Genomic DNA, 13776 nt, shown 5'->3' with positions numbered 1-13776 from the left:
ATTATGTTAAAGATTGCTGATACCACTTTCGACTCCCGTCTATTTACCGGAACAGGCAAGTTTGCCAATGCCGGATTAATGATCGAGGCAATTCGGGCCTCAGGCAGCCAATTAGTCACAATGGCGATGAAGCGCATTGATCTCCATAGGAATGACGATGGTATTCTCGCGCCCCTGCAACAGTTGGGCGTTAAACTACTCCCCAATACTTCTGGCGCAAAAACGGCGGAAGAAGCTATGTTTGCCGCTCGCCTTGCGCGGGAAGCGCTAGGAACTCACTGGATTAAACTGGAGATCCACCCCGACGTAAAATATTTGCTGCCTGATCCGATTGAAACTCTGAAAGGCGCAGAACAATTAGTGAAAGAAGGATTTGTCGTTCTGCCTTATTGCGGTGCTGATCCGGTTCTGTGTCGGAGGTTGGAAGAAGTCGGCTGCGCGGCTGTCATGCCATTAGGGGCTCCCATCGGCTCAAATAAGGGATTACTGACGCGTGACTTTCTGCAAATCATCATCGAACAAGCCAATGTGCCCGTTGTTGTGGACGCAGGGATCGGTGCCCCCAGCCATGCACTGGCAGCCATCGAAATGGGGGCAGATGCCGTGCTGGTTAATACCGCCATCGCTGTTGCCCGCAACCCTGTCAAAATGGCTCAGGCGTTCAAAACCGCCATTGAAGCAGGTGAACTTTCACATCAGGCCGGCGTAGCAAGCCAGAAATCCCATGCAGAGGCTTCCAGCCCTCTCACCGAGTTTCTGGGGGCGTTATGACAAACAGTACATTTCACCACAATACGTTTCGTCAACACTGGCAACAATTAGATTGGGATGACCTCACCCTGCGCATCAACAGCAAAACATCGCGAGACATTGAACATGCGCTAACCAGCGATCACTTAACGCTGGATGATTTTATGGCTTTGCTTTCCCCGGCGGCTCTGCCTTATCTTGAATCACTCGCTCAACGCGCACAGCAACTAACCCGACAGCGTTTTGGCAATACTGTGGGATTTTTCATCCCACTTTATCTTTCCAATCTGTGTGCCAACGACTGCACCTATTGTGGTTTCTCTATGAGTAATCACATTAAGCGCAAGACACTCAATCAACAGGAAATTGAAGAAGAATGCCTTGCACTGAAAAAACTGGGATTTGAGCATATCTTGCTGGTAACGGGGGAACATCAGAACAAAGTGGGTATGGACTATTTTCGCCGCTTCCTTCCTCTGATCCGCCGCCATTTCAGTTCAGTTTCAATGGAAGTCCAGCCACTGTCACAAGAAGAATACGCTGAGCTGAAAACACTGGGGCTGGATGGCGTGATGGTCTATCAAGAAACCTATCACCAACCTAGCTACCAATTACACCATCTGAAAGGTAAAAAGCAGGATTTCCACTGGCGATTGGAAACCCCAGAACGTCTTGGGCGGGCAGGTATCGACAAAATCGGGCTAGGTGCCTTAATTGGGCTATCCCACAATTGGCGGACCGACTGCTATATGGTAGCGGAACACCTCTTTTTCCTGCAAAAACAGTTCTGGAAAAGTCGCTATTCCATCTCCTTCCCACGGCTACGCCCCTGCGCTGGCGGCATTGAGCCAGCCTCATTGATGAATGAAGCTGAATTGGTACAACTCATTTGCGCGTTCCGTCTGCTGGCACCGGATGTAGAACTTTCTCTTTCAACCCGTGAATCTCCCTACTTCCGCGATCACGTTGTACCACTCGCTATCAACAATATCAGTGCCGGCTCCAAAACTCAGCCCGGCGGCTATGCTGACGGTCATCACGAGCTGGAGCAATTCGCTCCTCACGACAATCGCCCTGTTTTTCAGGTTGCCGAAGCCTTAGTTAAATCAGGTTTACAACCCGTTTGGAAAGATTGGGACAATTATTTGGGGCGATAGTTATTGTATTTGGGGGTGACAATTAACTAGGGGGGGGGTAATCCCCCCATTTTTATCGGTGAGATATGGCTAAAGTTGATATAGTTTGTCGTTATTGTCACAAAACAGACGATGTTAAAGGACATAGGGAAGGGAGTAGCGGTCACCCCGTTATCACTGTTATACCTGCCGTAAAACTTTTCAACTGAAGTACACCTATTAAGCCTGCAATCCGGGAATGAAAGAGCAGATCGTATGCGAAATTGATGAACAATGGTCGTTTGTCGGTATATTGTTGGGAAGTATTACACTCAACGTATAGAAAGAACCAATCTGACACTCCGCACACGTTTAAAAAGACTGAACCGAAAAACACTGGGGTACTCCAAATCAGAAGAGATGCACGACAAAATCATTGGCACTTTCATCGAACAAAAATACTACTTTTGCTGAGGGATCTAATTATTGGCAGCATGACCACAGCTTTTACTGTTCCATTCCTCCCGAAACTCCTCTTTTATGATTTGATAATGCTCATTATCTGCTATAGTCTTATGCCCATGGTTTATGCGCATAAATGATGGGCATATATGAGGTGTCAGATGAAAATACAAAGCGTAGAACGAAAACAATCGGGTAAACGTAGTACAAATGTTTATCTGACCGCTGAAGTGGTAGATGAAGCCCGTGATTTAGGGATCAACTTATCCGCGACACTAGACAAAATGTTGTCTGATGTTGTTCGTGAGAAAAGAAGGCAGCAATGGAAAGCTGAAAACAAAGTTGGTATCGAGGCTTTCAATGAATTTGAGCGCGATGCAGGACTATTTACTGATGATGATGAATACGGGGTTATTTGATGACTCAATATACTGTTTACCGTAACAAATCCTCTAAATCTAAGGAGCAATACCCTTTCATCATCGACATTCAGAATGACCTATTAGACGACTATGATTCACGGGTAATAATGCCGATTGCTCTACTGTCAGATAAAAATTCACGCGTCAAAACATTAACGCCAGTGATTGAGATTAACGGTGATCGGTATGTTGTTATTACAAAGTCAGTAACAACGGTGGCGAAGAGCAAGTTAAAAGCTGCAGATATCGTTTGTGTTATGCCTGGAATTCACTCCGATATCGTGGCAGCTTTAGATACTATCGTTTCAGGGATTTAACTGATTGATTTAAATTTTAGGTCAGCTTCAAAATAAGGTTTCACTATATAGTCCCTACTACAAACTAACTTAAATCATGCAGGTGTTTTTTCAGCGATGACGTCAATTTGAAATCGGAGAATTTCACTTGTAACCCTTCACGTTCTGGTGAACAACACATAGCCCCAACAAAGATACGCTGGCTATTCACCGTATTCACCATAAAAGGAGATAATCTCAATAAGGGCCATGTCATGCCATCAGTGGAATATTGCAACCGGACAGCCCCGTCGCCATAAGTCAATCGTAGCCAAAACTTGTCGGGATTACCCTGAAAAATCCCCATTGCCCAGTCAGACTCACCATTCGTCAGTACACTGCCAATCGTGGCCTGCCCGTCTGAATGCTCAATGCCAGCTTTTAGCCAATGCTGTTCATCCACCAGCAACATAATGCCCGCCTGATCGTATAACTTCTCAAACTGCCCTTCGATGCAAAGCTGAAAAGTAAAACCAGCATCAAGTTGGAAATCATCAACATAGCTTCCAAATACATGACCGCTATGACGCTGAAAGCCATACCACGTATCACGCCAGAAATCGGTTTTATTATCCGTCGTGACATGAAGTTCATCTTCCTGACACCGCCAAGAAGCTGGTTCATTTATCCAATGACATTGCTGCAAATTCATCAATATTTACCCTGTTATTTTTTGGCGGGATTAATCAAACCATACCCTGCCAACAATGAAAGAGAAAGCAAAGCAATAAAGGCAAAAGCACCATGTAATGTGACTTGATGTGCCAAACCTCCGATAATTGCCGGACCAAGCAGGATGCCCGAATAACCCATCGTCGAAACCGCAGAAACAGCCAGCGCATCTGGCATGACTTTCTGTTGCCCCGATGCAGTGAAAAACATCGGGGCTAAATTAGATAACCCGGCGCCAATCATCAGGAAAGCAATAGCCAACTGCACAATACCCGTTGCCAGATAAATCAGAACAAAACCCGAAGTCGCCAAAATAGCACTGCCCAAAAATACACGCCGATACCCACATGCCGCAATGATTTTATCGCCCAGAAACCGGCCGCATGTCATGGTAATGGCAAAAAGGGTATAACCGAATCCCGCTTGATGGCTGCTCATGTTATGTACGCTACTGAGCAAGATTCCGCTCCAATCCAGCATAGAGCCTTCCATCAGATAGACAACAAAGCAGAGGGAACCAATCAGGATGACAATGCCACGCGGTAAGGCAAAAAATGGCGTCTCTTCTGTTTCAGTGTTATCCAGCAACCCATTCCATGCCGGCAATAGCAGTAGAATCACGAATAATGCCACGACAACCGTGACCTGAAATGGAGGAATACCCATAAACAGCAATAAGCTGACAGTGCCTGCACCCGCAATTCCACCTAAGCTGAATAACGCATGAAAGCCTGACATAATTGGCTGGAGTACTCTTTTCTCAACATTGACCGCATGAATATTGATGATGACATCGGTCGCCCCAATTCCTGCACCAAACAAAAACAGGGCACAAGCCAACGTCAGTGGCGTTGAAAGCACACTTAATCCCGGCAATATCAAAATAGCCAACAAGGCAAAAAAGGTAAAAACCTTTCGGCAGCCAAAACGAGTCGCCAACATTCCTGCTATCGGCATCATGATAAAAGAGCCAATACCAAATAGCAGTATCAGCAACCCAATCGAGCCATCATCCAACCCCAAACGTTCTTTCACCAACGGGATCAGGGGGGCCCAACTCGCAATACTGAATCCCGCGATAAAAAACGAAATTCGCGTTGCCATAATAGGCTGCTTTATTGAAGAGACTGTATATTCTTCAGACAATTCAATTCCTCCAGATATTTTTCCTAAAAAAAACAAGCTTTCTAAGCAATATTCCCAAACAATATTTTCAAATAACGCTTTAAAACATGCCCTCTACTGGCTTTAGTGGAGGGCATTAAATATTGCTCATCACGGCATTACATTAATTTCGCATTTATTCCAGAAAATTGGGGAATATCCGCTAACCCTTCAATAACACGGGTTGCCTGCTCATACTGTTCTGTCAATGACAAAGCATGAGGCCAGGCATAGATATATGGAATGCCCGCCTGTTTTGCCGCTTCTATTCCCAAATCAGTATCTTCAATCACCAAAGTTTGCTGAATATCCATCGCTTTCAATTTCAACATTGCCAGATAAGGATCGGGGAAAGGCTTGGTTCTTTCCACATCATCACCAGAGATCAGGGCCGGTGATTCATCCAGATCCAACAACCTTAAATTCGCCAAACACACATCACGCGGTGCAGTGGAAACAAACCCAAAATGGGTGCCATTTTGTTGCAGGGCCGCAATCAAATTGGTGATCCCCGGACGCAGATAATGTCCAGACAATTTTTCTTGATAACGCGAAATAATCCTTTCAGTAATGCCTTGCTGCATAGATGCCGGAAGGCCAATCGTATCCAGTGTTTCCGCCAGACTTAATCCAATCAACTGCTGCGGCTGGATATCCTTCACGTGTTCTGGTGCCTGTTCACCCAATACATCACCGACGACATCACGCAATACATCAAAATGCAGTTGTTCACTATCAACAATGACGCCGTCGATATCAAAAATGACATTCCATCTCTTCATCAGAAGCAGTGCCTCAAAACAGTTAATTATTTTAGGTCAGATACCCTAATCAACACCTTGCAATTTGGGGTATTGAGAGGAACTTGGGCTTTCGCCGCAAGATCACAGCCGACGATAAGAAAAGCCTGTTGGTAATCTTTGAAAGCAAAGGACTGACTAATCAAGCGCCCTACAGGAATGACGCCATCACGGATCATGGCATAGGCACGCTCAAAGCTATTATTCAGGGAATCAATGGAGCCAATGACAGAAAGGCTTTTATCCGCAATTTTCATGATATCCAGACTGGCATGTTTATCCTTCAGGGCAACATTCAGCAGTTTTCCTCCGGGAGCCAGATGAGCGAAAATATATTCGGTCAATTGCCCCGTTGTATCCACGCACAAATCAATCAACGTCGATTTATCACCATATTCTTGCATCAGTGCCGTATCAAAATCGGGATATAACTGACATTCTGGCGGTAAATTATCTTTGGCAAATTGTCTCCGGCTCTCATTTTTCTCAACCATAAATGCCTTCACGCCCCGCTCATGCAGCGCCCAAATGTACAACATCCCCATTGGGCCGGCGCCTGCCACTACCGCACGAATATTCGTATGGGTGATCCCCAGTTTATCCACACCGGTTAATGTGCAACTTAGTGGCTCAGTCAGCGAAGCCTCTTCCATACTGACGTGATCGTCCAACTTAATTAGTAAGTTTTCTTTTGCCAGATACTGACCCGCAAACGCGCCATCATAGGAAACACCGGCTTCTGTCCCAAACTTTCTCTCACAATGATTGGGATTTCCTATCTGGCACATCCGGCAATGTCCACAAAAGTAGGTCGGGTTGATGACAACACGATCTCCCACCTGAAACTGAGTCACACCGCTACCGATTTTAGCTACCACACCGGCGGTTTCATGACCCAATGTCGTCCCTGATACGGCGACAGGGTAAGAACCAGTAATGATCCCTACATCCGTACCACAAATGCCACACACAGCGATATCAACAACAACATCATCCGGTTCAATACAAGACAAAGGTTTAACTTGTTGAAGCTCGACGTTCCATGCCTGATGGTATTTAAGCGCTAACATTATGCAATCTCCCTATATTCATGTGTGGCAGAGCTTAACTCTGAAAAAGTCAGGTCTATCTTATGCAGGATTTCATTCAAATGTTCTTGTGTACAAATCAGCGGTGGACGTACTTTGATTACCTTGCCTTTGCCATAACGGGAACCTCGCAGAATCAAATGATGGCGGCTGGCTGTTGCGATGGCCTGTGCAGCAAATTCCGGGGACGGGGTATCAAAGCCATACATATAGCCGACCCCTCTGACGCCAGTGATTTCAGGGTATTTATGCTGTAACTTCAACAAACCATCACGCAGATGGGCTTCATTTTGTTGTACATTTTCCAGGATTTTGTCATCTTCAATAATGTCGATGATTTCGTTGAGGGCGACTAAAGAGAGAGGGTTGGCACCAGAAGTGCTGGAATGTTCAAATGATTCCAACACATCCAGTGAATGACGCATCAGTACACCGCCGGTCGGAATACCAATACCGCCCGCCCCTTTGGCGAAAACGATAATATCCGGCTCCAATTCCTTAGCATAACCTGTCGATGCAAAGAAAGTTCCTGTACGACCAAATCCGGTTTGTACTTCATCTGCAATAATGATGATGCCATGTTGACGGCAGATTTTCCTGATTTTACGGTAGAATTCCACAGGGAAAACTGTGTTTCCGCCATTCCCCTGAATCGGTTCAATAATCAGACATGCAATATTGTCGCTAGAGCCTAATTGAATGAATTGCTCTAAATCGACAAATTTATCTTCTGCCAATTGTGATTGTGATTCAGCCAGGACACTGGCAGGAGCAGGAATTTTTATCGAACCATCGATATTAATATGAAAATCTTTGATTCTGAATGCGTTACCCGAAATATGAGCTGTTGCTAAAGATTGACCATGATGAGCAAGAAAGAACGAAATAATGCCTGAACGCCTTGTAGCTTTTTGTGCTATCCGAATAGCACATTCAACCGCACCAGAGCCGGAAACATCCCGTAACCAGATACGATCTATTCCCTCCGGGGTATGTTTCTGTAATTTAGTCAAAATATACTGTGACATTTCACGTGTATAAGCCGAACTTAAATGCGTACATCTATCAATCTGCTGCTTGAGTTTTTCTGCAATCCTCTGATTTGTGTAGCCAAGCGGCAAATTAAACGTCCCTGATGCCGCATCAATATATTTTTCACCATCAATGGCCAAATAAGGGCCATGACCCACAAAACGAGAAAGCATCTCTTCAAGATGGTTTTTATTTTCCATAATGACTCACCACTAATTAGTAATATTAAACAATAAAAAAACACCTACTGTGATGAGACCAGCTTAAGCACATTTAAATTTTATTTCGATCACAAAAACGTCATAAAAAATATCATGTAATTTTAAAAATTATTTAATATTTGAAATATCATATATTTTTTCATTAATATTTTTTTATTATATTAAACTGGAAGTAAATCACTTCTGGAAATAGTCATTAAACGCCCAACCCCATCATTTGCATCAAATTCTGAGCCTGATGAATAGCTTCCTGCCGATGAGTAATGCCCATTTTCTGATATAAATTACGTATATGGGTTTTGATAGTCGTCGTAGCTACATCCAATTCGGCAGCTATCTGATCGTTGCTGTAGCCAGAATAAATCAGCCCCAATACCTGCCATTCACGCTGGGTAAGCGGGCTATTGCGAATCAGTTCCGGCACATCAGGATGGTGAATCAATTGTTCGACAAACGCTTCATCAAAGTGAGCAAATTTATGTCGGTGCTGGCGGTTAATTTCCCGCAGGATACGCTGTGCCCGATGCTGCTCCATTTCCGGTAAAATATTAAGCTGGATAAGCTGGCGTAATTGCAAAGCCATCAGTTCCCCTTCAATGACAAAGTGGCTGATGAATCCCGTGCGATTAGCCAAACGCAGAGCTTCCATCAAAACATCCTGCGCCTCAGCTTTTCGTCCAAGCTGCCAATAAAGCAGATTACACAGCAGGAGATTTCTGTTCAGGTCACTGACCAGCGCCAACTCTCTCGCGTATTCATTCAGTGTCTTTAAGACAGATTCGGCTTCCGCATACTGCCCAAGCAGAATTTGTGCGCGGGCAATATTGCGCCATTGATTTTGATTGAAGTGATTACAGAAACTTTCAGGCCGTTCCGCCTGCACCAGCCACTGAGTCATCGAATTGCTGTCTTCCACACTCTGCCAGATAATAACGCGCAGTTTGTCAGTATTCGTCCGCCAATCACGGTGATACTGACCATTACTCAGCAAATTCTCACAACGGGATAGATAACGGCGGGCATTATCAATATCGCCACGAATCAAAGAACATTTCGCCAATTGCGTCAGGCATTGTAATTGCTGCTGTGGCTGGAAATTGGATAATACTTCCAATCCTTGGCGGGCCGCTTCTTCCGATTCATCAATGCGTGCCCAACACCACAAAAGCTGCGAGCGAATTCTCAGTAGAAATTCATGCATCGGCAATTGTTCCAAATGCTGCTCACGAATTAAATCAAAAGCATGGGTTTGGATATCATAAGCAGCCTGTAAATAACCCTGAGCCAGTAAAATCTCACTTTGTTGCAGCAACGCCCATAAAGCATAGTGGTAAACATGGCTAAGGCGGGCAAGTTGCTCCGTTTGCTTCATCAGAGCCAGCGCGCTAACCAGTTGCCCGTTGCAATGCAATACTTCACCTTTCACCGACATAGCCACAATACGACCATATTGATTATCCGGCAGCAGGGTTGCCAGTGCCTTTTCAGCCAGGGCATTTGCATCGGCTGGCCGCCCGTCGTTAATTGCCACTTGAGCGCGCAAAGCATCAAATTCCGCCAGCAACTCCGGTTCAATGACTATTTGTTTCTGCTTAAGCGATTGCTCCGCCTGATTCAATAACGCATTCACCTCATAGTGGCGGTGCTGACTTTGTGCCAACCACGCTTGCAACAGTACCAAACGCGGGCTTTCCAATAATTGTTCATACGGCAGTGCATTCATGCACTCTTCCAGCAAAGACAGTTTGCTGTGGTTAAAGAGATCCCAGGCATGTTGCAGTAAAATATCCCGCAACAACACACTATCCCCTGCGGCAAGGGCATGGTGAATCGCTTCCCCCGGATATCCCTGCATCAACCATCCTTTCACTGCCGCTCGGTGTAATTCAGGCAATTTCGCCGCCATTTCCCATTGGCAGCGCTGGCGCAAAAATGATGCAAACAAAGGATGAAAACAGAACCATTCGCCGGAATCATCCATTCGCTGAATAAACAGCCCCTGACGCTCAATATCTTCAAGACGCTGCTGGCCGTTTTCTTCTCCCGTCAGGCAAACAATCAAACCATCATTCATGGAACGCAAGATAGAACTATGCAGCAAAAAATCCCGCGTTGATTGATCTACACGATTTAAAACTTCATCCACGAGATAATCCGCAAGATGGCTGGCATTAATCCCCGAAAGCCGCTTCGCTGACATTTCAGCCGTGTTGCCCGATTGGCGGGCAGAAAGCGCAATAAGCTGCAATGCTGTCGCCCATCCTGCAACGTCATTGCACAACTGTTTGCAATTATCAGCATCCAATGGATTCGCCAGCCGTTTGGCAAAAAATTGCTGAGTTTCCTGATAATCGAAAGCTAGTTGCTGACTATCAATCTCTAATAGCTGTTCACGCACACGTAAATTTGCCACGCCCAATGAAGGCAAATGGCGCGATAAAATTATCAGCGTCAAATGCTCTGGCTGGTGGCGGAGAAAAAAGCGCATTGCTTCGTGAATAAGATCATTCTCTATAAGATGGTAATCATCAATCACCAGAAAAATTGGCTGCTGCCATTCACTGAGTTCAATAAAAAGTTGAGCAAACAGTGCGGATAAATTGGCATACTGATGCTTCTGAGCCAACACCTCACTTTTCGCACAATGTCCTTGCGTTGCCTGCTGAATAGCCGCTATCAAATAGCTGGCAAAACGCTCTGGCTGATTGTCGCTGTCATCGAGAGAATACCAGCCCAGATTATCCCGTCCGGCAGCCCATTGCGACATAAGGGTGGTTTTACCATACCCTGCCGGACTGGTTATCAACACCAAGCGATAATCTTGTGCCTCATTGAGCTTTTCTAACAGACGCTCCCGCATAACCATATTATTCAGGCGAAGTGGACGACTGAGTTTCGATGGGATAAGCATTAATTTTCTCCCCACACAAGCAATGAATAAAACTGATACCAGAATTCCGTTTGATGCAATTGGCTGACTTACGCCCTTAACATACATCAATGCCAACCAAATTTAGAGAAACGCCCATCTTTTGCAAACAAGTTGTTTGATTTCATTGTGTTAAATTGCACCTTGTCACATTCTTTCACTACAACCTTTCTATTTCTCTATGAAATTGCGAAAAGATTCGAAAGAAATGGCTACGCCCTTGCACTCCTCCCCGCGAATATTTTCACGGGATGATGTTTCCCATGCCATGAGCATTCAGCATATTCCGCTAAATAATCTCTACATTTTCCTTATTCAGTGACAGGATGACGACGCCATGCAACAGTTCGAATCAGGTGAAAAAACCAAGCTAAATAAAGCCACATTCCAAGCGGCTCTCACACGCCAATGGCAACGCTTTGGTCTTACCTCCTCGCAAGAGATGACCCCACATCAATGGTGGCTCGCCGTGAGTGCCGCACTTTCTGAATTACTTCCTCTTTCTTCCCAGAAAAACCATGGCAATTCATCTCAAAGTAATCCGTCTCAAAGTAAGCAACGCCATGTGAATTATATTTCGATGGAGTTTCTGATAGGCCGCCTGACGGCTAATAACTTATTGAATCTGGGGTGGTATAACGATGTACAGGCTTATCTGGCAGAAGAAGGCATCGTTTTAACGGATTTGCTGGAAGAAGAAACCGACCCTGCATTGGGTAACGGCGGGTTGGGGCGGTTGGCAGCTTGTTTTCTGGATTCCATGGCAACGATCAATCAACCCGCCACAGGATATGGCTTGAATTACCAATACGGCCTGTTCCGCCAATCCTTTGAACAAGGGCAACAGATCGAAGCCCCCGATAATTGGGAACGAGAATCTTACCCGTGGTTCCACCATAACGCCCAACTAAAAGTTGATGTTAGTTTTGGTGGCGAAATCGTGACAACTGCCGACGGTCATGAAACGTGGAGTCCTGCATTTACCCTGATTGGCGAAGCGTGGGATTTACCGGTCATTGGATATGGCAATGGCATTACTCAACCACTGCGCTTATGGCAGGCAACATACGATAGTCCCTTTGATCTGTCACTTTTCAATGATGGGCAATTTCTGCTTGCCGAACAGCAAGGCATTGAAGCCGCCAGCTTAACCAAGGTGCTCTATCCGAACGATAATCATCAGGCCGGCAAGCGCCTGCGCCTGATGCAACAATACTTCCAATGTGCCTGTGCCGTGGCAGATATTCTGCGCCGTCACCAACAAGCAGGGCGTAAAATAGAAGAACTGGCACGTTACGAAGTTATCCAGCTTAACGATACTCACCCAACTATCGCTATTCCTGAAATGATGCGTCTTCTGCTGGATGAATACCAGTTAGATTGGGAAACAGCATGGAAAATTACGGGGCAAACGTTCGCCTATACTAACCATACACTTCTGCCGGAAGGCTTGGAACGTTGGGATGAAAAACTGGTTATTGAACTCCTGCCACGCCACCACCGCATCATTCAAGAAATCAACCGACGCTTTAAAGAAACCGTGGAGCAAACCTGGCCTGGTAACCAACAAGTCTGGGAAAAACTGGCGGTTATCCATGATAATCAGGTAAGAATGGCTAATCTCTGCGTTGTCGCCTGTTTTGCCGTCAATGGTGTCGCAGCACTGCATTCATCTTTGATCGTGTCTGATTTATTCCCTGAATATCATCAATTGTGGCCAACAAAATTCCACAACGTCACCAATGGGGTAACTCCTCGTCGTTGGTTAAAACAGTGCAACCCGGCACTTTCTTCATTAATCAGTCAGACATTAAACCAAGAATGGGTTAATGATCTTGATGCTCTCAAACAACTCGAACCTTATGCTGATGACGCCACATTTTGCGCAGCTTACCGCACCATCAAACAGGAAAATAAAATTCGCTTGTCCAACTATGTGAATAAGGTCATGGGGCTCAAACTTGATCCGCATGCCATTTTCGATGTGCAGATAAAACGCCTGCATGAATACAAGCGTCAGCATTTGAACCTGCTCCATGTCCTGTCACTTTACCGACAAATTCAGGAAAATCCGGCTTTGGATATCCACCCCCGTGTTTTCTTGTTCGGTGCCAAAGCTGCTCCTGGTTACTATCTGGCGAAAAACATCATTTCAGCCATTAATCATGCGGCGGAAAAGATCAATCATGATCCGATTGTCCGCGATCGCATCAAGATTGCTTTCATCCCTGACTACAACGTTTCCGTAGCGGAACTGATGATCCCTGCCGCTGACGTATCAGAGCAAATCTCCACTGCGGGCAAAGAAGCCTCTGGAACAGGCAACATGAAACTGGCCTTAAACGGTGCACTTACCATCGGAACACTGGATGGCGCCAATGTCGAAATCGCCGAACAGGTCGGGGACGACAATATCTTTATCTTCGGTAAAACCGTGGAAGAGGCAAAAGCCTTGCGGAATAGTGGCTACAATCCACACGATATTCTTCAACAAGATCATCATCTGAAAGGCATATTAGATTCCCTTGCTAATGGCGAATTCAGCCACGGAGATACGCACGCATTTGATCTCATGTTACGTAGCCTGATTGATGCTGGTGACCCTTATTTAGTGCTGGCTGATTTTGCCTCCTATTGCCATGCCCATAAGCAAATTGATTCCCTGTATCGTGACTCTCAACGTTGGACACGCAGTGCTGTGCTCAACACCGCTCGAATGAGCAAATTTAGTTCTGATCGAACTATTCGGGATTACCAACAGCGCATCTGGCAAACCAAATAGGGAT

At 45.5% G+C, this 13776-nt stretch carries 11 protein-coding genes and 1 pseudogene; 6 read left to right on the top strand and 6 right to left on the bottom strand.

Annotated features, from left to right (window positions below; all coding sequences use genetic code 11):
* Positions 1-3: 3 nt before the first annotated feature.
* The 5 genes and pseudogenes from Xenpb_RS13135 to Xenpb_RS13115 all read left to right on the top strand — a co-directional run bounded on the left by Xenpb_RS13135 (position 4) and on the right by Xenpb_RS13115 (position 3066).
* Positions 4-771: a thiazole synthase gene (locus Xenpb_RS13135; protein WP_187654729.1), complete on the top strand. Its 768-nt coding sequence runs from the start codon at positions 4-6 to the stop codon at positions 769-771.
* Entirely contained in the window at positions 768-1907 is a 1140-nt protein-coding gene (gene thiH, locus Xenpb_RS13130; protein ID WP_187654728.1) for a 2-iminoacetate synthase ThiH, read from the top strand. Before Xenpb_RS13135 ends, thiH begins: the two co-directional genes overlap by 4 nt.
* 65 nt (positions 1908-1972) lie before the next feature.
* A pseudogene (locus Xenpb_RS13125) lies at positions 1973-2339 on the top strand (IS1 family transposase).
* Between the two features lie 149 nt (positions 2340-2488).
* Positions 2489-2746 (top strand): type II toxin-antitoxin system CcdA family antitoxin, encoded by a 258-nt coding sequence (locus tag Xenpb_RS13120; protein ID WP_255523139.1) that lies wholly within the window; start codon positions 2489-2491, stop codon positions 2744-2746.
* On the top strand, positions 2746-3066 hold the full coding sequence (locus Xenpb_RS13115; protein WP_187654726.1) for a CcdB family protein: 321 nt from the start codon (positions 2746-2748) through the stop codon (positions 3064-3066). Before Xenpb_RS13120 ends, Xenpb_RS13115 begins: the two co-directional genes overlap by 1 nt.
* Positions 3067-3130: 64 nt before the next feature.
* Here Xenpb_RS13115 and Xenpb_RS13110 read toward each other — a convergent pair whose 3' ends face one another.
* The 6 genes from Xenpb_RS13110 to malT form a co-directional block, all read right to left on the bottom strand.
* Positions 3131-3736 (bottom strand): DUF1349 domain-containing protein, encoded by a 606-nt coding sequence (locus Xenpb_RS13110; RefSeq protein WP_187654725.1) that lies wholly within the window; start codon positions 3734-3736, stop codon positions 3131-3133.
* Between the two features lie 14 nt (positions 3737-3750).
* Positions 3751-4860 carry an MFS transporter gene (locus tag Xenpb_RS13105; protein ID WP_187654724.1) on the bottom strand — a complete coding sequence of 370 codons (1110 nt, stop codon included), beginning with the start codon at positions 4858-4860 and terminating at the stop codon, positions 3751-3753.
* Positions 4861-5039: 179 nt separating this feature from the next.
* Positions 5040-5702 carry an HAD family phosphatase gene (locus Xenpb_RS13100; RefSeq protein ID WP_187654723.1) on the bottom strand — a complete coding sequence of 221 codons (663 nt, stop codon included), beginning with the start codon at positions 5700-5702 and terminating at the stop codon, positions 5040-5042.
* 26 nt (positions 5703-5728) lie between these two features.
* Positions 5729-6790, bottom strand: a complete 1062-nt coding sequence (locus Xenpb_RS13095; protein WP_187654722.1) for a zinc-binding dehydrogenase — start codon at positions 6788-6790, stop codon at positions 5729-5731.
* The gene (locus tag Xenpb_RS13090; protein ID WP_187654721.1) at positions 6790-8040 is read right to left on the bottom strand and encodes an aspartate aminotransferase family protein; all 1251 of its coding nucleotides are present in this window, start codon (positions 8038-8040) and stop codon (positions 6790-6792) included. The genes Xenpb_RS13095 and Xenpb_RS13090 overlap by 1 nt, the downstream gene beginning before the upstream one ends.
* A 217-nt stretch (positions 8041-8257) precedes the next feature.
* Positions 8258-10972 (bottom strand): HTH-type transcriptional regulator MalT, encoded by a 2715-nt coding sequence (malT, locus tag Xenpb_RS13085; protein WP_187654720.1) that lies wholly within the window; start codon positions 10970-10972, stop codon positions 8258-8260.
* Positions 10973-11327: 355 nt separating this feature from the next.
* Here malT and malP point away from each other — a divergent pair, with 355 nt between their 5' ends.
* Entirely contained in the window at positions 11328-13772 is a 2445-nt protein-coding gene (gene malP, locus Xenpb_RS13080) for a maltodextrin phosphorylase (protein ID WP_187654719.1), read from the top strand.
* Positions 13773-13776: the final 4 nt, after the last annotated feature.

It is taken from the genome of Xenorhabdus sp. PB62.4 (assembly GCF_014467285.1).
Classification (GTDB): domain Bacteria; phylum Pseudomonadota; class Gammaproteobacteria; order Enterobacterales; family Enterobacteriaceae; genus Xenorhabdus.
Note: the sequence above shows the minus strand (reverse complement) of the source record. Positions and strands in the feature narration are given on the sequence as shown.